This window comes from Scytonema sp. UIC 10036 (assembly GCF_009725235.1).
Map to the genome: position 1 here is coordinate 1 of NZ_WJFC01000229.1, position 20,723 is coordinate 20,723.

Annotated in this window: 16 protein-coding genes and 1 CRISPR repeat array; of the genes, 5 read left to right on the top strand and 11 right to left on the bottom strand. The window is 37.8% G+C overall.

Features of this window, described 5'->3' with window-relative positions; all coding sequences use genetic code 11:
• Positions 1-150: 150 nt before the first annotated feature.
• The 11 genes from F7734_RS52470 to F7734_RS52515 form a co-directional block, all read right to left on the bottom strand.
• Positions 151-936 (bottom strand): ATP-grasp domain-containing protein, encoded by a 786-nt coding sequence (locus F7734_RS52470; RefSeq protein WP_155752193.1) that lies wholly within the window; start codon positions 934-936, stop codon positions 151-153.
• Positions 937-1,250: 314 nt separating this feature from the next.
• Positions 1,251-1,379 carry a hypothetical protein gene (locus tag F7734_RS65845; RefSeq protein WP_279239870.1) on the bottom strand — a complete coding sequence of 43 codons (129 nt, stop codon included), beginning with the start codon at positions 1,377-1,379 and terminating at the stop codon, positions 1,251-1,253.
• Positions 1,376-1,633 (bottom strand): type II toxin-antitoxin system ParD family antitoxin, encoded by a 258-nt coding sequence (locus F7734_RS52475; RefSeq protein ID WP_155752194.1) that lies wholly within the window; start codon positions 1,631-1,633, stop codon positions 1,376-1,378. The genes F7734_RS65845 and F7734_RS52475 overlap by 4 nt, the downstream gene beginning before the upstream one ends.
• A 108-nt stretch (positions 1,634-1,741) precedes the next feature.
• Positions 1,742-3,180: direct repeats of the CRISPR family, unit length 37 nt; unit sequence GTTTCAGTCCCGTTACCGGGAGTCGCTACGTTTCAAG.
• Between the two features lie 302 nt (positions 3,181-3,482).
• Positions 3,483-5,567 carry a helicase-related protein gene (locus tag F7734_RS52480; RefSeq protein WP_155752195.1) on the bottom strand — a complete coding sequence of 695 codons (2,085 nt, stop codon included), beginning with the start codon at positions 5,565-5,567 and terminating at the stop codon, positions 3,483-3,485.
• Positions 5,567-6,184 carry a DEAD/DEAH box helicase gene (locus F7734_RS52485; protein WP_155752196.1) on the bottom strand — a complete coding sequence of 206 codons (618 nt, stop codon included), beginning with the start codon at positions 6,182-6,184 and terminating at the stop codon, positions 5,567-5,569. Before F7734_RS52485 ends, F7734_RS52480 begins: the two co-directional genes overlap by 1 nt.
• Positions 6,185-8,443, bottom strand: coding sequence for a TIGR03986 family CRISPR-associated RAMP protein (locus tag F7734_RS52490; protein ID WP_155752197.1), 2,259 nt, complete (start codon positions 8,441-8,443; stop codon positions 6,185-6,187).
• Positions 8,433-9,044 carry an RAMP superfamily CRISPR-associated protein gene (locus F7734_RS52495; protein WP_155752198.1) on the bottom strand — a complete coding sequence of 204 codons (612 nt, stop codon included), beginning with the start codon at positions 9,042-9,044 and terminating at the stop codon, positions 8,433-8,435. Before F7734_RS52495 ends, F7734_RS52490 begins: the two co-directional genes overlap by 11 nt.
• Complete coding sequence (locus F7734_RS52500) at positions 9,037-10,773, bottom strand: RAMP superfamily CRISPR-associated protein (protein WP_155752199.1); 1,737 nt, start codon at positions 10,771-10,773, stop codon at positions 9,037-9,039. The genes F7734_RS52495 and F7734_RS52500 overlap by 8 nt, the downstream gene beginning before the upstream one ends.
• On the bottom strand, positions 10,770-11,486 hold the full coding sequence (locus F7734_RS52505; RefSeq protein ID WP_155752200.1) for an RAMP superfamily CRISPR-associated protein: 717 nt from the start codon (positions 11,484-11,486) through the stop codon (positions 10,770-10,772). The genes F7734_RS52500 and F7734_RS52505 overlap by 4 nt, the downstream gene beginning before the upstream one ends.
• A complete protein-coding gene (locus F7734_RS52510; protein ID WP_155752201.1) occupies positions 11,479-13,185 on the bottom strand; it encodes a hypothetical protein in 1,707 nt (568 codons plus the stop codon). Before F7734_RS52510 ends, F7734_RS52505 begins: the two co-directional genes overlap by 8 nt.
• Positions 13,185-14,558 (bottom strand): DUF1887 family protein, encoded by a 1,374-nt coding sequence (locus tag F7734_RS52515; RefSeq protein ID WP_155752202.1) that lies wholly within the window; start codon positions 14,556-14,558, stop codon positions 13,185-13,187. The genes F7734_RS52510 and F7734_RS52515 overlap by 1 nt, the downstream gene beginning before the upstream one ends.
• Before the next feature lie 114 nt (positions 14,559-14,672).
• Between F7734_RS52515 and F7734_RS52520 the strand changes: the two genes are divergently transcribed.
• The 5 genes from F7734_RS52520 to F7734_RS52540 form a co-directional block, all read left to right on the top strand.
• Positions 14,673-16,145: a TIGR03985 family CRISPR-associated protein gene (locus F7734_RS52520; protein WP_155752203.1), complete on the top strand. Its 1,473-nt coding sequence runs from the start codon at positions 14,673-14,675 to the stop codon at positions 16,143-16,145.
• A gap of 190 nt (positions 16,146-16,335) precedes the next feature.
• A complete protein-coding gene (locus F7734_RS52525; RefSeq protein WP_155752204.1) occupies positions 16,336-17,115 on the top strand; it encodes a hypothetical protein in 780 nt (259 codons plus the stop codon).
• A gap of 233 nt (positions 17,116-17,348) precedes the next feature.
• Positions 17,349-19,013, top strand: coding sequence for an IS200/IS605 family accessory protein TnpB-related protein (locus tag F7734_RS66525; protein ID WP_155747519.1), 1,665 nt, complete (start codon positions 17,349-17,351; stop codon positions 19,011-19,013).
• A gap of 229 nt (positions 19,014-19,242) precedes the next feature.
• On the top strand, positions 19,243-19,554 hold the full coding sequence (locus F7734_RS52535; RefSeq protein ID WP_155752205.1) for a hypothetical protein: 312 nt from the start codon (positions 19,243-19,245) through the stop codon (positions 19,552-19,554).
• Positions 19,555-19,569: 15 nt separating this feature from the next.
• Positions 19,570-20,723 (top strand): STM4014 family protein (locus tag F7734_RS52540; RefSeq protein WP_155752206.1); only part of this gene is annotated, 1,154 nt, incomplete at its 3' end.

The following is a 20,723-nucleotide window of genomic DNA, read 5'->3' on the forward strand; positions in this document are numbered from 1 at the left end:
ACGCAAAGAAGTTTACTAGTATTGGCTCTTGAAAGGTTTATAAATAAAGGTTTTGAGCAGATTAAAATTTTATTGCTTAGTTTTTTTTCTTACTCAGACTTATAACTCAAACAATATCTTTTCTCTGAGCAGTCCACGCTTGGAGGGTTGTTAGCTGTCAATCCAAATTTGAGCAAAACGTTCAGCCGTCCATCCAACAATATCTGACACCTGCCCATCACCAATTTCTACGATTCGCTGAGTGCCATCGCTATGTTCTACTACATCAACAGAGAAAAACTGGCTCTCAATCCGCTTGGCGCACTCAAAAACAATCTCTGGAATTTCTTCATCTGCTGAAGCAGCAAAAGGTTTACCAGATAAAACAAAGTAACGCTTCTCAGTTTCTCTTACAAAATCTTCAATCCGCCGCACACAAATACCTCCTTCAATCGTGCCTCGAAATTTTTGCATCTCGGCTACTACTGTTTTGATTTGCTCTGGTTGATTAATTATGGAACCAACTGAGGTTTTGAGAGACTTAACATAATCTTTGATAAAAAATCCATTCCAGCCAAGTTGGTTTAACTGGTTCTCTAAATCATCATCGACGGAATAAAATTTAGTCTCTGGAGTTAAATCAGTAATTAGCGGATACCAATTAATCAAATAATGTGTAGCTAGATACTCAGCCAAAGAAGTTAAAACACTTGCCCCTGTAATTTCTACGACATTAACTAATAATTCATAATCTCCGGGCGAGAGCATCCAACCCCGATAAACAACTTTTGAACCAGAAGTTGGGACTGGAATAATCTTTGACGAACCTGTCCCTAACGACTCTAAAGAAATAACTCCAGTTGCAAACCCAGCATTTTGCATACAAGCAACTTGCTCCGAGTACGCTGCATCCGCTTTTTTAGGATTGAAGTAATCGCTAGGAAAAAGAAATATCACAATATCTCAACCAAATAGATTTAATTTACTAACTATACTAATTCTTAAGTATATTTACTTTTAAAAATTAGGTATAAAATAAGCCAAACTTTAAGAATTCGTTGCGAATCATGCGGCATCGCGGAGTCTTCGGGGCGGGGGAGCGGGGCTTGTCCGGTCTAACCAGTGATAGTATACCATTAAATCACAGATTCATTTCTAAAGTGTATTTTGTTAGAAAAATAGCCATCCGTATTTCAACACGTAGTCATATTAAAATCCTTATGTATTGGAATACTGATGAGCCATGTTGAAAATAAATCACAATCAATTAATTAGGAAAAAGTTAACCTGGTTGCATCAAAAAAAATTAATGCTACATCATAATTATCTTGAGCAATATAAGCAAACAATTCATCAATATCTTCGCTTGCTTTTAGCGTAATAATAATACGTCTCGTCATTTATTTTTCCGTGGAAAACCTTGCAGAATTTGAGCGCGTTTTTGTTCCCACCATTCATCTGTCACCTCAATCGGTTCTCCACTATCTAAACCCTCTAACAACATTGCTTCTAACTTTTTTTCTTCAGCCTTTTTCTGGGCTTGACGAATTAAATCGCGGATGTACTCACTCGCAGTACTGTAACCACCCTTGGCTACTTCCTCATCAATAAAAGCTCGCATTGCTTCAGGCAAAGAGATGTTCAGCGTCGTCATTGACTATTGACCTTGGCTAAGTTTATTTAATCATGACAAAAATTGCCAATATATGCCAACCATCAAGCCTGACATAAATTTTCAGGAATTGATGGGGAGCCACTCTAGGTTTCAGTCCCGTTACCGGGAGTCGCTACGTTTCAAGCCTCAATGGGTAAGAAGTCCAGTCATAAACGTAGGTAGTTTCAGTCCCGTTACCGGGAGTCGCTACGTTTCAAGTGGGGTTGGGTGCGGCTACGGCTTCAGCGTCAAAGTTTCAGTCCCGTTACCGGGAGTCGCTACGTTTCAAGCTTTAGTGTGCCCTACTAGAAGTCGTCGCTAACAAAGTTTCAGTCCCGTTACCGGGAGTCGCTACGTTTCAAGTTCTAGAATGCGATCGCATTCCATATTAATTTATTGTTTCAGTCCCGTTACCGGGAGTCGCTACGTTTCAAGAATGATTGCAGCTTTGAGAAGTATATTAGGAGAGCAAAGTTTCAGTCCCGTTACCGGGAGTCGCTACGTTTCAAGAAGATTCACATTGCTTAGTAGGATTATTTATAGATTGTTTCAGTCCCGTTACCGGGAGTCGCTACGTTTCAAGCTGCAGCAGTGAAAAGGTTTTTAAATCGGTTTTATCGTTTCAGTCCCGTTACCGGGAGTCGCTACGTTTCAAGCGAATGGTTAGCAACTCAGGACATAAACGGTGATGCGTTTCAGTCCCGTTACCGGGAGTCGCTACGTTTCAAGTCTTATTTGCTTACTTAATGCGATACTCGCCCGATAGTTTCAGTCCCGTTACCGGGAGTCGCTACGTTTCAAGTAAAGTGTTAAGCGCTTAACAGGAGACAGCATGAGGTTTCAGTCCCGTTACCGGGAGTCGCTACGTTTCAAGTTTATTTGTTAAGGCTAAAAAGAAAAAGGTGATTGGGTTTCAGTCCCGTTACCGGGAGTCGCTACGTTTCAAGCAATTGCTTTTCTGCTGCCATCTCTTCGGTGATGGGTTTCAGTCCCGTTACCGGGAGTCGCTACGTTTCAAGAAGCATGAATTCGTCTGCATAAAGCAGTCCTTGATCAAAAAGTTTCAGTCCCGTTACCGGGAGTCGCTACGTTTCAAGGAAGTAGCTCGAACTCTAATGCGATCGGCTCCGATACGTTTCAGTCCCGTTACCGGGAGTCGCTACGTTTCAAGTCCCGATCGCGGTGCGGAAGTGGGGATGCAAATTCCCCTTCTGGTTTCAGTCCCGTTACCGGGAGTCGCTACGTTTCAAGTACAGAAGGTTTTTTAATCTGTATTCAACCATTAAAATGTTTCAGTCCCGTTACCGGGAGTCGCTACGTTTCAAGCACTATCGTCATATTCCCAGCCACAACTAATTAAGGTTTCAGTCCCGTTACCGGGAGTCGCTACGTTTCAAGTTTATGTATAACTTTCTTATTCCTTCTAAGTACTATTTAGTTTCAGTCCCGTTACCGGGAGTCGCTACGTTTCAAGTACAGAAACTTTTCATTTAGCAGTAGGTTTTGTTAAGTTTCAGTCCCGTTACCGGGAGTCGCTACGTTTCAAGTACGCCATCTGAAACCCTTACAGAGCAAGGATTCTACAAGCCGTTTTGGCAGGCCGAAAAAATGACCTCATTTCAGCCTCACTTATTGACATAAAATATCAATAGTGCCGAATATCAAAACGCTGTAACTATTAACTTGTCTAGGTTCTGGCGATTTTGGCAGAACCCCCCAGGTTTTAGCCCGCGCTTCGGTTTGCCAAACATCAATCTAGTAACATTATAGACGTACTACATCCTAACGTCTACAATCGGTTAGATATCTTCATGTTAATTGTACCGATCTGCCGAAGGCAGTAGCGAAGCTATCGCTGGTCGCACAACCGCAAAGCACGTACAACCAAAGAATAGAGCTGCAAAAACTCAATCTCATCGCGATCGAATTTATTCAAATCAAACTCTTTAAGGTTGTAAACACTTTTCCCCAAGCTCGGCTCTGACAAACGATCGCCATTCGGTAAAAAACGTACCATATACCGCCAACTGTCCGCGATCGCCTTCTCAGATCCCGCACACAATTCAATCTGCTTTAACTTTGCCACATCCTTACTTTGAAACCCCTCAGCCCAAGCCGAATGATGGCGACCTGCTGCTATAATCACTGTATAAAAAATATATTTTATTTTCTCCGTGTCAGAAGTATACTGACGCAATAATGGAACCAAAGATTGTTTGAGAATTTCCTGTGCTAAAAAAGCACTTTCCACCGCATGATTGGGACGCTTATTTTTCTTTTCATAGGCTTTTAATTCAGTTTTTTGTTCTGGCTCATCGGGATTATAATCGGTATGGGCTAGCAAATATTCCCTTGGGTTTTTACCTCCATACTTTACATGAGCAATTTTCTGCCATCCTCGCATGACTTCTTGCCACTTTGATTGTAATTTTCCTAAATCATGGGTAAAAATTGCCAAAAAAACCAGAACTTCAAACAATGCTTCGGCTTCGTTAATGGAAAGACTGGGTAATACTTTAGATTGAATGAATTTACCACCAGCTACAAGCAACTCATTACGGACAGCAGCATATGTTACTTTTACTGATTCCCCATTTTTCAACAAAATGGAGCAAAAATCTTCTCGCCATAATTTCCACATCAAAACCAAATGACCAACATAATTATCCATCCGATAGCAATATTGACTGATAATTTTTCTATCTTGTTTGGGTGGAGATTTAAAATTATTTCCTTTGATATCAATACCAATTCTTAAACCAATAGACTCGTCATAGGAAATATAACGAGGATTAACAAAGATTCGATAGCAACCAATTAAAAAATCACGGGAAGTAATCGGACTCAAAACAGGTTGACTGTAAGATTGAGATTTATATTTTGGCGTTTCAATTCGTTGAAAAATCCAATCATCACCAAAAGCCAAACTTTCTTTAAAATGTCGCCAAGCTTTACATAGGGTAGAAATCGGTACTGAGAAGGGTAATAATTTTTGAATATCGATTTCATTGTCGTCATCATCAAAAAAACTCGATTCAGTCCAGGTAAACACACTGCGATTATCGACTTTTCTAATTAGCTCGACTGCTTTTGACTCATCTCCTTTAAAAACGGCATAATGGAAATTATTTTCAAACTCCATTTCGCTATTTTCACGACGTTTGAGGGCGAGCAAATCTTCATCAAGATGAACGCGATTAATCCACTCTTCCTCAATCCGAAAACCCACGTGCTCGCTAACTGTCGCAGAATTATTATGAGCTTCTAAAACCTGCCAAGTTAACTCACAAATCTCTTTTTTATAGGGTAAAAAGCTCTCTTTGTTAGTTTTTACTTCCTCAATCGCATCGATATGAATAGATTCTCTTTCTATGAGTGAAGGTTCTTCAAATTCAAATAAATCTGTTTCTGCTAAATCTCGATTTTCTCGGTTTATCTTCACCGTTCGATAAATAAAAACTTCCCCAGTTTCTCCCGGAAACCTTGCACAACGTCCTGCACGCTGCAATAGCGAGTTCATCGGACTAAGTTGAGTATGTAAAACTTCACAGGTAATATTAATTCCCGCTTCTATGACTTGAGTAGAAATTAAAACTTGACAAGTATTATTCTCTGCAAAATTATTATCTCGCCAATCTTGAGCAAAGATATCTTTCAAATGCCTTTCTTTCGCAGCACGATGCTCTGGTAGAAACCTCGCATGTAACAGGGTAATTTCTATTTCAAAATCTTGATTTAAGGCTTCTAAATCTCGATAAATCCCTTGTGCTTGAGAAACCGTATTACAAATGACAAGCACTCGCTGACGTTTTTTCTGGTAAATATCATCCCAAATACGCTGTGCTGTCAGAGGTTGGGTAACGGTACGAAAAGTTCGACACCGATTAGCTTCAATGATTTTTAAATCAACATCTTCAACTCGAATAATTTCCATTATGAATCTTCGATTATTTCCTTAATTTTTGCCGCTAATTCATCCGTTAACGTCGCCGTCATCAATAAAAATGGAGAAATTCCCTTAATTTGCTGCAACACCTTTAAAACTGTAGTAAAAGACCTGTCAGGGTCGAGTAAATGCAGTTCATCAAACACTAAATAAGATGCAAAAATTGCTCCACAATTGACATTACCTGAACCACGACCAACCGAATAGGGAATATTTAAAAAACTGCTTAACATTTGGTCGATAGTACAAAAAATAATATCCCCCTCAAAACGCGGCTCTTCTGGGTTTTCCCCTGTCTGTAAAGTTACCACCAATTTTCTTTCCAGGGGATAAACACTTTCCCAATTTGCAACCATTTTCTCCACTCTTTGACGCAAACTGTTCGCAAGGGTACGCAAAGGTACGACATAGATTAACTTATTGGGAAAATCGAGCTTGAGGGATTTCGCAAATAAAAAGGGTGCGATCGCGGTTTCAGTTTTCCCCGAACCTGTAGGAGCGCGAAGCAGGGTATCTTCACGGTTGAGAATACGGTTGATTGTTTGGGTTTGGAAGTTGTAGGGATGATGGGTGGTAAGAGTATGGAAGAGTTGGGGGATATTCATTTATTTTTTTGGTGGTTTTGGTCTTTGGATTGCAGGATTGGAATTATTTCCATCGTCTGAATTATTTCGATAATAATTAGGTCGAAAAGCTCTATTATTTTTGGGTTTTAGCTTTGGCTTTTCAAATGATTTTTGTGGAGAATCATCTGATGACTTTGAAGGAGTGGTTGGCAATTTACGATTATCTACAATATTCCTTATTTGCAATGGTGTGGGTAAAACTGGACGTTCCTTATATTCGTTTACAGTTGGATCGTTGGATTTACTAAGTCTACCAATATAGGGTTTTTTAACATCTCGCTCAATTTCCATGTATCGAGTTTGTTGTTCAATATCGGATACTGGCTTCCACTGCAACATTGCTAGGAGCATTTCAATACGTGGTAAGCATTTTAAGCTTTTAACTTCTGACTCCTTGGGTTTATCATCATCACTTATTTTAGCGATAAGGATTATATATTTTTCAAACTCTTGTATAAAACAAAGTTGTTGGTCATCAGTGGCTGTTGATTCTGCTTGATTCCACTGCTTATTATCGAATAATTGCTTATAGCGAGAGTTGCGAGCGCTCAGATATAATGTGGGCTCAATTTTTACCGCACCCATTCCCAAAGGTTTACCCATACCTAAAGAAAGACGGTATTCTTCATTTTGTTTACCAATACCAAATATTTGTGATCGATCACTGGAAATATTCATCACCCAAAGTAATGCACCAAGCTCTATGTCACTTAAATTTTCAAAATGAACGTTAAATTTAAATTTAACTCCTCTACTTATGGGCTTAATTTTATTTAATTGAGTTTCCGGAGTCTTATCTTTGTTGACATATTTAAAGTTAGGCTTGTTACCTTGATGCCAATAGAGTTTATGACCTCTTATCACTGTTTTCTCTATAGGTCTACTAGCATAATGTCTGAGATTAGGTTTATCAGCTAGTGTGTTTTCTGGTTGAACTAAATAGTGTTGAAAGCAAGTTGGCTTTGGTTCGCTAAGAATTTGAGGAGTTATTGTGCGATCAAAATCACCTGTATACCAAATATGATTTTCAGCAGATATGTAATTTGCATCAGAAATAAATACCCTACTTCCACGTTGTCTCAAATTTATAGGGACATCATTATCTTTAACCCAACCAAAAATAGCATCAGCCAAATCGATAGCCACAGAATTTTTCAGATTTTTAGGAATAAAATCTGCAACAGTGCTTGCTTGTCCATCGCTATCAGGAGAATAAGGAATCCGAAAATTAGGACTTTGACCAAAGAAATTAACTTTATTTGCACCTTCTGGGAGATAGTAAAAGACAGGGCGATTTTCTTGTAACATTCCCCAATCTTTATCAAATGGAGTTTGCTTTTGAAAATCAGTCAGAGCATTACGATAATGTTCGATTACTGTACCATCGATTCTCAATTTTGCTGATTCAGAATTTGCTTGAAAAACTAGACATTCAAAAACAACACAATGATTTCGACGGGGTGAAGCTTGTTTTTGATTATCTTGCTTCATATTTCCACTTGTAACGAGTACTCCTTTTTTCGGATGCACCTCTGGTAAATCAACATTTTTAGCAAATAAGCGTTTGGCTCTATCTTTATAATCAATATTTACCTCTGTGTAACTAACATTTATGTATTGAGAAAAGTAATTTTCATCATCAAATTTTTTAAATCTAGGTAAAATAAAATCAGTTTCTCTTACCCAAGCAAAAGTACTACCATTACAACTTATCGCTGGTTGAATATACCATCCTTGACTATCTTTTTTTAAATAACCAGCTTGAACCGTTTTTGGCTCAACATATCTCTTGTATTCTTTTCCTAAAGAGTCTTTGTTTGGATTTGCTGCTACTGCGCGAAAGAATAATTTTTGTTTATCAGACACTCGCTCGATTTTACTAAAGGTAATAATTTCTATTATATTTCTTATCATTCCACGCAAGCTGCTACCGGGAATCACTGGTTTTCTGGCTTTAGATGCTATCTCCGTATAGAAAAAATCAGGTAAATCTTTTGATTCTGCACCACAAGCAAATTCTTCTTTAGTCAAACCACAACGAATATATAAAGGAGATTCAGTTGTGAGCGTACAATCAATTCTACCTGTATAGCGTTTTTCGGATTGAGCATAGTAAACATTGTGCGAAGGTAAAGAATCTGCTTGAATCTCAACTACATTATTGGGTAACTCTACAAAATTATAAGGTGCTATAGCTTTTTTAGTATCCGGTACATTCGTTAAATGTCTAGGTAGCATTTTTCAATTCCTTCTCAGTTGTAAGATTAACTAATCTGCTTAAATAAATACGGGATACACCTGTTTCTGCGTCATAATCAATATAGTGACGAACACACAAACGCAATGGACGATACAATTTTTGATTGCGATCAAATAACTCCATATCATATTTGGCTTTATTTGCTGCTGTCCGAGTCACGTTGTCAATTTTGACTCCATCGCGAATTTCTACTTGAATAGGGGTTTTACTTACAGCATCGTTAATAATTAAAAAACTTTGATTTTCTTTTTCTCTAAGTTCTATTTTTCTCGTTTCTGATAAGTCTTTTTCATTTTCATAAAAAAATAAATCTCCAAACAATGTAGTCGCGATATCATGACGAATATCTTTGATATTGTAACCTTTTGTGTATTCTCTTAAGTAGTTCCTCAATGCTCCTGCAATTGATGAACCTGTTAACAAAGCACAATTGCTAATACTATCTCTTAGTAAAGATAAATCCAGTGGGCTATCTACATCACCGCTACCTAAACAAGTGGGAGTATCTAATATTAATTTGCCACGTATAATTACTCGCTTAAGAATATTTCGATTTGAAAAATGACGCAAATTAATCATTATTGTTCTCCTTCATAGTCTTTTTGGTAATTGCTAAAATTAAACGTAATGTGTACTCTAACGCGAGATAATCATCATCAATAGTTTTTGATATGTTTGCAATTTCGATGTATGGCTTGTTATTCTGAACCATACCTTTGGTTTGGGAATCGCTACACCAATCTTGCTCTATCCAATCTTTTGGGGATTTGAGCCATTTACCAATTTGCTCGTCAAATCGTTCACCAGTATTCAAACGTGCTCTTTCAAATTGATTGCGAGCATTAGTAGGTAAATTTTTAATGAAGCTACTTATATCGTTAGAATATTCTTCAGCTAACTCTAATAACTTTTTACTTTTAGATTCATGTTTATTATTTTTGATTTCTATCTTTTTGACTTCTAATAGAGACAAATAACGTGTAAGAAGAGACATCATTTTTGATAGCTGACTATTAGAGATACTTTTTTTCGCAATTTCTAAACTACCAACTCTTTTGATGAGTAAGTTATGAATGTTTTTCCTAATAATTCTTGTAGCTATATTTTCAGCAATGTTTGATGACTCTAGGCTAAGCGATCGCGATTTGGCTTGAGATTCTCGTATTGCTAGTTTAACTTGATATTCAGTTCTATCTTCATCTAACCAATTAATTACAACTCTCCCAAAACCTTCATTTCTACGTTCTCCTATTCCCTGTTCTTCAAGTTTTTGTAATTGCTGTAAGTCTACATCACTTTTTTTGAAAACGAACACACTACCAGCAGCTAGTGCAGGTGTTTGTGGTAAAGGTAAACCCCATTTGCGATTAAATCCTCCAACAATAACGCCACTAGCATAAATACTATTATCTTGAAATTCGAGTTCTTTATCTAACTTTAAATCCCTTGATATAGTTTGGCTTAATACTTCAGGAAGTGCAGCATATTGTCCATAACTATCTCGTAAAATAGTATCACTCAGAAGTGTAATTGTTAGAAATTCTTTATTTTGAAGACGAGATATTAAATCAATTGAAACTTCTGACCAATTGTTGCTACTTGGAATTGACTCAAATATTGTATGTCCGTAACCTGCGCTTTGGGAACCACCTAACCAAATATCCTGTGGTTGTAGTAAAGATTCAATAATCGCTTTGTCTTCTTCTGAATCACACAGGATTGCACCCTGGAAAGTTTGCCCTACATCTATAGCATTGTAACTGAAGACAGCACCATTAGTATCAGTTCCTTTGCCGCGCTTGCGATCGCGTTGGTTGTGTATATTGATTCGTCGCTTAGTTCGATGAATTATTATCTCGTTGTCATCTATAGTGCAGAAATTCTCATTTAGTAATTTGGGAGATAAACCATCTGGCAAATATTCCTCCTTATCATCAACTGGAATCTTACTAAAATCATAAACAAATTTATATTTTTCTTCCGAGAATTCATCGCCTTTGTTTTTATATAAGGAAAGTGGTAATGGTAAAGACCGTTGCTTAGTATTGCTAACGGGATAAGCATTTAAATATCTAGTTTTAGAAGCATCAAAAAATAATCTTTTGATGACTGGAAAACGCTTACTATCCAAAATATTATCAGTTTTTTGAATATTATTATGTGGTGAATTTATATATCTGCTAATTAATGCTCCTCGAATCATACTACCTAAAATATAATCAAAAGAAATATCACTGTTAGGGTTGCCTTGAAGTGATGTTGCAAGAATGGGTTGCTGTGTCTGCAATAAAAAAGTAATTACTTTCATCTTTCTCTCCCAAAACGTCGAATGTAGCTAGTTTCTTGGGTTAATTCATGTTGCATATTCCACAGAGTACACTGCACATGACCTCGACCACGATTACGTCCGCTTCCAACTCTTCTTAACGCCAGCGTACCGACTATTAAAAGTGCCAAAATATCTTTATCTTCTTCTAAATCTGTGTTTAATTCCTTTGAGAACAAAAGCCTTGATTCAAAAGTAAGTTTCCGCAAAATAACACGCGACGCTCGCAAGCTGCGTTTAGTAGAAGAGCCATATTCTGGATCGATGGCAGTTTGACGACGGATAGTAGTAAGAGACTCCAATATATCAATATTGGTTAATTTTGGTTGATAATTGCGCTGTCTGCGCTTTTTTTCGGATTCTTCATCAATTTGTGCTTCGATCGCATTTCGCAAATCACTTGGTAAATATGCATCACCTACGTGCATAATCCCTTGAGTATCAAAGGTACTACCTGGTTTACCAAACAATTGATCGGAAATTTTCTGCCAATGTTGGCGCTGATTATCATTTAGTATCACAGCAACTAAGTTATCACATTCCTCACTTAACAACCCTTTTAAAGTGCGTCCTCGTAAATAAGGAAATCCGTAGCGATCGTGTTCTACCTCTTGGTCAACCAATCCCGCAACCCCATCACCACGACCAAATGTTGTATCACTCAACAACTTTATTTTTAAGGTGTAGCTACTCATCGATTGAATCTCCTAAAGGAATGTAAAACTCCATTGCTTCAATTGCATCAAAATAAGCACAAATACCATTCCACCAACCTTCCTCTCCTAATTTTGTATTAGCTTGTGAAAATTTTGGTAAGTTTTCAAGACTGTGTAGTTGTCGAAACTGTTTTGTTGCTTCATGACCTTGACGCAGTGCATCACGCAATTGCATTACTTTATTACGCTTATCTTTCCAATCTTTATGTGTATTAAACTCATGAATAACTTTTGCACAATTAGACCATGTACGCCATTCATTCTCATAGGAACATGAATGAATCGGTCGCATTATTAAAGAAGCTATTTTATTCCATTCTGGTATTTTTACTTCATATTCTCGTTTGCGAATTTCGTGAATTGACCCAATTAGACCACTTGCAGCAATATGCCAATCTAATGCTGAAAATATAAGTTTTTCATAGTCATTAGTTTTTTCTTTCATCCACTTTTTAGCATTACTGCATAACGCTTCACTCAATGCATAAGCTTTAGCAAAAGGATAATGAGTCTTTACAATTGCAATACCAGCACAAGCAGTTGCTTTCTCTTTATAGTCTGGTAAATTGCTAGTAAATTCCTCAAATTTCTCTAGTAATTTTGCAGCTAGAGACAATCCCAAACGTCCATCACATACAAAAGTGATATCATCACCAGCATATACTAAAGGACGAAAAGGTAGATAGGTTTTTCCATCTCTCGTTTGCAGAACTATCTTATTTAGAATTTCTCCCGATGTTATATCTACATACTTGATTACTGCTCGATTGTCGTCAATTATAATTAAATCTATCAAACTTTTAGCGATCGCACGTAAAGCGCTCTTTCCTGCATTATTTACAACCTGAGAAAATTTTCGCATTTTGATAATGCAATCTTCATTATTAGATGCAGTTTTTAAATAATCCTGAAAGCGATTACCCAATCTGTTGCCATCAGCATGAACAATTGCAATATAACTGCTATCTCCTTCCGAACGTCCTACATCATCAACATCATATGGTATGTGGTAGTTACCTAAATTTAAACCTTTGAAAATACTATTTTTCAGTTTTAAATTTGCAAGTTCATTATGATTCCTGTCAACCGCTTTAAGTTTAGCTACTATCTCTCTAGAGATCAAATAATTATCATTCGCAGGAATACCATAACGTGTACTATTGTCTACCGCAACTAATCCAGTTGAATTACAGCTAGCTGTAACACCTAAACCTAATACTGGCATTGATGATTTCGGTTTGCGTTTTTGATTTTCCAATTTTTCCTGGATTAGTTTTTTTTCAATAACTTCTTGAAGTGAGTCCTTATCCCAATCAAAAACCTGGTGAGCAATAACAATATTTAATCCAGGTGCTTCATGTAGTATTTTTGTGGTTAATTTTTGGGTAAATCTTTTTGCATATTCTTCTGTTTTAAAAAGTAATATGGTATTACCACCACCCGTATAAACTAACTCACCTAGGATTTCTCGGTTTGTAGGAATATACGCTTTAAAATCTTCCGTTTCATCATTGGGAATATAAACTTGACCTAACTCCCCCAAGCACTCTTTCACCCATTCATTTGTTGCGGCTTGAACCAAATACGAACCACCTATATTTTCACGCAAGCGATTGGTACAAAAAATATATTTTTGTATTCCAGTAGTATCAATTACTGTAGCAACTAAATTATTCATTATGCATCCACCGTTTGAATCCAGTTTTTAAGTTTTTCGGACAAATCTGCAATATCTCCACTGCCAAAAACCATCACTTTAGGGTCATCAACCTGACTCATGAAAGCTTGCTTAATTTTATTTACCTTATTGGAGTAACAAACTAAAGCAACTCGCGCTTCATTACCTCCCATTAATCGCGCTCGGTTATATGCTTCAAATAATTTTGATTTACATAAATTATCGGTCTTATCAGTAGTGCAGGATATAGCAAAAAGCTGATATCCTCGCAAGCAAGCAACATCAAATTCAAAAAAAGCCATATCTTCTTTTTCTGGGAAATTAAATGACATACCAATTTCATCTAAAGAACATTCTTCTTTAATTTTTTTCAGTTGTTGTAATACATAATCTTCTAGCCAAACTCCTTCAAACCATTTACAGATTTCTTTAGGTATGTCTTCATTTTTAGATGGTTTCGGGAATATATTTAAATCTTTTAGGTGCTGAATATTTAATTTATTATCAGCTTGAAGCATATTATTTTGCTTTATTATAGATACAATTATCTCAGGTAAACCATTGATAGAAAATGACACATTTATTAATTCTTTATGATGTTTCCAGTTGCCAATTTTAAAATATATTTCTGTTGTGTTATCTTTTTTTATTTTGGCTATCTCTTCTTGTTCTCTTGCTTCTATATAAAGTATTTTTTGGCACCATTCTCTCCATAGTAAATTATTTTGAACTATAGCTTCTACTAACTCAGGAAGAGTAACATCAGTTTTGATATTATCTTTTGAAGTTTTTTTGTTAGACAGAGATAAACCATGTAATTTAAAAAGTTTTTCTAATGATAATTTTAGTTGTTTATTTGGTATATTTAATGAAATCGGATTACCTCTATGGTCAATTAACATTTTCAAGCTACTAGAGTCTAAGTAGCTAAAAATAGGAGAAGGATTAAGTTGAGATTTAGGATCTTTCTCATCAGGTAAAAGAAATGCTTGATAAGCATGAACAGCCATTGCCTTGGTGCCACCTGTATAGTTTAATCCGAATAGCTTTTTCTCTGAATTTTCATATCCATCTTTCTGTTGACTTTTCTCTCTATCTCTCTGTTGAATTTCCTTAATTTTTTCTCTAATCTTCTTCTTTATTTCATAAGCATTAGCTTCATTATTATTCAACGGAACCATTTCCTCGTCGCTTAAACCAAGCTCCTCCTTAAGACGTTCCGCAGGTTTTTGTGTCCGTTCGCTGAAAACTAGGTAGGGTTTACCACCTTCATTCAACAGCATTTTCGCTGCAACGTAGTTAGGTAAAGGGTTCTCACCAATCAGCAAAAACAAGTGATCTACTTTGTACTCATCAAACTCAGATGTACCCATACGGTAAATGTATCCTTCTCAAAATTGCCATGCCCATTATGGCACACCATCGGAAATACCCCCTTCCGAAGCTCTGCTAATCTATAAACAATTGACCAAATAGCTCAAATTGTTATGATTACCATATTTAAAGGCTATCCAGATTTTAACCTTTTACAAAAACTCGTCAAGGGTTCCCTCGACCAAAGCCAAAATTTGACCCGTGCCATTAGACTGTGGGCATTATTACGGTGGTTATATAGCCAAAATTACTACTCCAAGCTTCCAGACCCTTTTGCTTACGCAGATTGGCGCGAAGCTTTTTTTACCGAAACTCACAAGGATGAGAAGCAAGCAGATATTCTCAACCATCAAGATTTGAATTGCGCTTGCACTAAAACAACCAGACAATGGTTATTAGAGTTGGAAGTACCCGTTGACAAATGGCAGGATTCTTTACAAGCACAAATATCCATAGCTAAAGCGGAACTGGAAAAAATTCTCGAAGAAAGATTATTTGCCCAGGTTCGTAAATCTTTACAAAGTGATTTTGAATTATTAGTCAGTCGTAATTACCTACAAAGAAGCCAACGTAAGACTGGTAGAAGTAAATATTATCAGCGATCGCCTTTGGCGCAAGCTGTACCCAGCTTATCGCAAACATTACCAAGCTGGAAAACAAAAGAAAATATTACCCCTCTAGCAAGCTTAAGTATGAAGAAACAAGCTTATTTAGCAGGGACTTTAGGTTTGTTTAGTTTCCTCGACCCTAATTTACCCGTATTAGCTGAAGAATTTTCCGAGGAGGAAATAGATGAGGACAATCATCGGATATTTCTCTATGTTGATTATGTCGTTCCCGATTCTAGTCCAACACAAGATGCTGTAGATGAAATTCAAAGCCAATTGCAGGAAATTTGGAACTATGACAACGTTCCACCTTTACTTTTTACATACCATAGTGCCCATAAGAATCAAGTTAAAGAGTGCGTTGTTTATCCAGTCTGTATTTATTTTATGGAGCGTGCTAAATATCTATGTGCCTATGGAACGACTCCACACGATGATATTAACTGGTACAAATATCGTCTCGATAGAATTATCTCCCAACGTGTAGAAGAATTATCTTGGCAAGATATTCGGGTTCCACAAATTTTAAAAGAACTCAATGATAATCATCCATTACCAACTCCCAAAACCGTCAACACAAAATTAAAAGAAGCTTGGGGATGTGATTTTTACAAAGAAATATCATTAATGGTATTACGATTTGACCAAGACTTCCATCAGCGTTATATCGATGGAATTAGTATTCATGATACTTTTGTAAAAATTACTTACAAGCAAGCATTTACTCTCCTTCAACAGCATATACTTGCTCAAGAACATCGGGAGGTAAGTTTAAATATTCTCCAATCTCGTCCGAGTAGCGATGCATATTACCAAGTTAATTATCGAGTTACAGATTATTACGTTATCAGATGGTTACGAGCTTTAGGAGCAAAAGTTGAAGTTTTATTACCGTGGAATTTACGTCAGGAAATGACTCGTGAGATCCAAGCTATGTTTAATTTATATGAGCACATTGTTGGAAGTAATTATAAATAATGGCATACACTGAGTTTCTTCTAATAACCTGAAGTCGTATCGCCTAATGCGGTAAGAGGGGGTTTTGACTTTTATTTAGAACAAATGTACTATTAAACTGTGCCGTAGTGTTAATCTTACACCAGGAGTGTGTTACAAACCATGAGTTATGGGAATCATAACCTTAGTGTAGTGCAGAAGTGAGGGGGCAATGCCAGACAATCAAAATCAACCCAAAGAGTTCGATGCCATTTTAGGCGGACAAGCACCTCCCCCAGTTGAGAGTGCTGTTTTGGGAGGACTCCAAGGAGTAAAATATCGTTTGACAAGTCCAATTGTAGAAGTACGGATTGCAGCTCTTTCCGAAGCACTCAACTATGGGGAAGCAGGTTTAGACGTGGCGATCGATGCTTTGCAGGATACCGCAGAACAAGTGCGACGTTCTGCTTCGCGGTTACTGCGGCAAAACGGGGGTGTTAAAGGAAAGCAAGCGTTGTTAAACCATGACCCATATTTGTTTTTTACCACGTTTCAAGATTGGAAAATTGAGAATTTTGACCCTGACACGGGCATTACCGACCCCGGTGGTACTGCGTATGTTGTCAATTTTGAGCAGCTGAAGTTACTTTTGCAAGACCCCCAAGCTAGCAAGGTTGAAGCTTTAATTTGTCAAATGTGGGAGCGCTCCTATTACGAAGTCACTGACGAATTCTATGCTTTTGTCGATACCCTCTTTGATGCTCGCCAGCAGTTAACTCAACTGAGAGCTTTATTCATTGGTGACGCTTCAGCACAAGGATATATGAAATCTTACCTTGGATTAGGTGACATCAGTTTGATTTTGAACGGGTATCCCAATCTGGAAGTGCTGCAACTTCGGGGTTTTTGTGGAGATTTACAGTGTAGTTCATACCATGGAAATCTCAAGACACTCATTATCGAAACTTTGTACATTAGTGCTGTTGGTTCTAGAATGCCAAAAAGCTGGTAATTTCTTGTAAAATACTGTAAAAATGGTAACTTCCCTACTTGAATTTTAACCATCAAAAATCAAGCAGTTTGATGGACAATCTAAAAAAGAATAATGCCTAAGCGATTCATTCCCATTGTCCACAGTGTTAAGAATGATTAAATAGCTGAAATAATCTTTAAGAAAAGCCACTAAAATTCTATAAATAAAATCTAATTTTGTCGAAAAATAAATCCATTAGTTAGGTCGAAACTGTGGCGAAAAAGAAATCTCTGTATGCTGAGTTAACACATCGAAGTTACTCTCGTCAAAAAGATGATTCTGGTAATCGTATACCTCAATTAAGGCGAGGAATAGAAGCTCAATTGCCATTTCATCCATTTCTAGAAGATTGGGGTTTTTACTATCAATCTTTCTTCCATAGCGCAGTTAATCAATTACAAAAAGGTCAAACTGAAGACCAAATAGAAAAAGAATTTCAAAAACGATTTGGGATTGAATGGGCATGGGCTGATTCCTTAGCAACTGATGCTAAGTCAACATATGACCAATTGGTAACAGCTAGAGAGAATCGAATTTTAGAACTGAGTAAAGATATAGAAAGTGGGTGGAAAGCTGTATCCGAAGGAATAGAAGATTTAGAAAATAGATTAAAAAATCCGACGCGTCAAAATTTCCAGGGATTTGAGAAGAAATTACTGGGACTTGAGTCTAAAACATCTAGGCTAATACGCAAGCAAGGCGATTTAGATAGATTGCTATCACAAAAAAGGTTGCATATCTGTTTTGGAGGAGTAAAGTTATTTAATAGCCAGCATCATTTAGAAGCCAATAATTATAAATCTCATGACGAATGGAAATCTGATTGGGAAAAATATCGGAGTGGCAATTTTTATTCAATTGGGAAAGGAAGAACACCTGGGAATAATAGAGTTGCCGGAATATTTTATCAGGGGGATGACAACTTTACTGTTCGTTTTGCTGTTCCGGGTTTCTTAAGAGAAGATTATGGTCAATATGTTTATTTAACGTTTGAAGTCACAGGGCAACGTAAACATGACTTGTTATATGCTTTAGAATCTAATAAACCAGTTACAGTTCAATGCTTTAGACGTGAGCATAAATCCGACCAATGGTACATCCACCTGACAACTTATGTACAAGATGTGCCCAGAATCAGTAGCTTACAAAATGGTTGTATTGGCATTGATTTAAATGCAGAAACTATTGACATTATTTATGTAAAACGCGATGGCAACCCCGCACGCACATCTGGTAAGCAGATCATCTTAAGTTTTCCCATCCCAACAGGCACAACTGGCCAAAATCAAGCGGCTCTCAGAGATATTGTTTGTGAAATAGTTAAATTAGCATCCATCTATCAATGTCCGATCGCCTGCGAAAATTTAGATTTCTCACTCAAGAAAGCTCAACTACGTCATAGTGGTTCAAAACACTATAACAGAATGCTTTCAAGCTTTATATATGACAAATTTCGGAGTTTTTTAGTTGTCAGAGCCGAAAAATCTGGAATAGAAGTCAAATTTGTGAGTCCATATATGACCAGTGTCATTGGAATGGTCAAATATATGGCGAAATATGGTTTAAACAGCGCTTCGGCGGCGGCAATGGTTATTGCTCGTAGGGCTTTGGGTTTTAAAGAGTATATCCCCCACTTGTGGTTAAAAACGCTTTCTCCATTTTTTGAACCAGAGGATTCAAAGGATGGAGGCTTTGGGGGAGGATGGGGGAAAATTTCATACTGGTTAAAAATTTATTCTATCCGTAGACCCCGATTGTTTCAACCTGATACCGTGTTGCGGTTCCTACTGGATTCCTTGACTGTGGCTAGTCCTAAAAAACCTAGACGTAGAAGGGGAAAAGTTACTGCAATTTCTACAAGTGTAGAAACAGCTTGAAGCTTTTGTTACGTTACAAAGGGGGTTTCACCGATACGGCTCGCCTCCGGCACTGAGAAGCTACTGAATATACCAGTTATGAGTAGATTTTTTCAGGTTATTTGTAGGTGAAGCTCTTGACCAAATTTATGACCTTCAACTGCCAGCACTGGAGTATTTTGAGTTATGGACTGGCAGAAGTAACGATCTCAATCTTGCTCCAATTCTCTTTGAGGAACAATTTCCTAATTTGAGTTATTTGGGGCTGCGTAGTTGTAGTTGTGCAAATGAACTTGCCAGTTATATCGCAGAGTCACCACTCATCAATCGTCTATCAGTGCTCGATCTATCAATGGGCGACTTAACCGATGAGGGAGTAGAAGTTTTACTCGACTGCCCTGCAATCGATGGACTTCACACACTCAATATTGCCAATAATTGTGTGTCTGCAAGCGCGATTTCACAATTATCTCAACTGAATTGTAGAGTTGTTGCAGAGCCACAAGAGGAGTTATATGACCGAGGATGTGGAGCGGCTCGATATTGTGTCCTGCATGAATAAACCAAAGGCGAGAATATGCTAGAACTGGTCATCATCGCAAATCCAGAAAATCGTCGAGTTGGTTTCTTGCAACAGGCGCTAGAGTATTTCAGTTTACCCCCTGCAACTGTTGTATCTTATGAAGACGCGATCGCAGGCAGAGAAACATTAGAACGTTTTGATGCACCCAACACCATCATCCGGTTTGATTCCCCTGAGAAAAACTTTGAGGTGGATAAAGCTATTATTGCTACAGGTGCAAATGTACCAGATGACGGTCAGCACCAACGCATTCATCCTGCTGATGCAATGAGATTAGTCTTCGACAAGGGGCTGATTCTTTACCACCGTCAGTGGTATCTAGGATGGCAGTATCTATTACAACAATGGGAAAAGCAACTCAAATGCCTAACAATGAACCATCCGCAAGATATTGCCGTGATGTTCGACAAACCCCGATGTCACGAAAGATTCAACAGCCACGGAATTCCGGTACCGCGATCGCTTGGTGTGATTAAAAACTACGAACAACTGCGCGAACAAATGCGGGTGCAGGAATGCGATCGCGTGTTCGTGAAACTAGCCCATGGGTCTGCTGCTTCTGGAGTTGTTGCATACCATGCCACAGCACGAGGTGAATCGGCTATAACTACAGTAGAACGAGTGCGAGAAGAAGGGCAAACCCTGCTTTACAACTCTCGTAAAATTCGTCACTACACAAGCAGAGAAGAAATTAGTGACATTATTAACATCTTAACAGCTGAGGGAGTACAAGTCGAAGAATGGCTGCCCAAGGCACGCATACAAGGATGCGGGTTCGATGTACGCGTGGTTGTGATTAACGGTCAAGCACAGCACGTTGTTGTGCGTTTGGGCAAAAGCCCCATGACCAATTTGCATTTGGGAAATGAGCGAGGTGACACCGAAGAATTTTTAGCGACAGTCGGACAAGAGAACTGGGAAAACATGAAACAAACTTGTGAAGCCGCAGCCGCCTTATTTCCCAACAGCTTGTACTGTGGCGTAGATTTACTCATCGCTCCTAACTTTCGCGATCGCACTATTTTAGAAATCAATGCCTTTGGCGATTTACTACCAGGAATTCTATGGAATGGAATAGATACGTATACCAGTGAAATCAAGGCGTTAGTCGGGAACAAGGGGGACACGGGGCACAAGGGGGACAAGGG

Excerpts from the sequence above, each read along its gene's own strand:
- F7734_RS65845 (WP_279239870.1), bottom strand. The coding sequence starts at position 1,379 with ATGACGAGACGTATTATTATTACGCTAAAAGCAAGCGAAGATATTGAT.
- F7734_RS52475 (WP_155752194.1), bottom strand. The coding sequence starts at position 1,633 with ATGACGACGCTGAACATCTCTTTGCCTGAAGCAATGCGAGCTTTTATT.
- F7734_RS52480 (WP_155752195.1), bottom strand. The coding sequence starts at position 5,567 with ATGGAAATTATTCGAGTTGAAGATGTTGATTTAAAAATCATTGAAGCT.
- F7734_RS52485 (WP_155752196.1), bottom strand. The coding sequence starts at position 6,184 with ATGAATATCCCCCAACTCTTCCATACTCTTACCACCCATCATCCCTAC.
- F7734_RS52490 (WP_155752197.1), bottom strand. The coding sequence starts at position 8,443 with ATGCTACCTAGACATTTAACGAATGTACCGGATACTAAAAAAGCTATA.
- F7734_RS52495 (WP_155752198.1), bottom strand. The coding sequence starts at position 9,044 with ATGATTAATTTGCGTCATTTTTCAAATCGAAATATTCTTAAGCGAGTA.
- F7734_RS52500 (WP_155752199.1), bottom strand. The coding sequence starts at position 10,773 with ATGAAAGTAATTACTTTTTTATTGCAGACACAGCAACCCATTCTTGCA.
- F7734_RS52505 (WP_155752200.1), bottom strand. The coding sequence starts at position 11,486 with ATGAGTAGCTACACCTTAAAAATAAAGTTGTTGAGTGATACAACATTT.
- F7734_RS52510 (WP_155752201.1), bottom strand. The coding sequence starts at position 13,185 with ATGAATAATTTAGTTGCTACAGTAATTGATACTACTGGAATACAAAAA.
- F7734_RS52515 (WP_155752202.1), bottom strand. The coding sequence starts at position 14,558 with ATGGGTACATCTGAGTTTGATGAGTACAAAGTAGATCACTTGTTTTTG.
- F7734_RS52520 (WP_155752203.1), top strand. The coding sequence starts at position 14,673 with ATGATTACCATATTTAAAGGCTATCCAGATTTTAACCTTTTACAAAAA.
- F7734_RS52525 (WP_155752204.1), top strand. The coding sequence starts at position 16,336 with ATGCCAGACAATCAAAATCAACCCAAAGAGTTCGATGCCATTTTAGGC.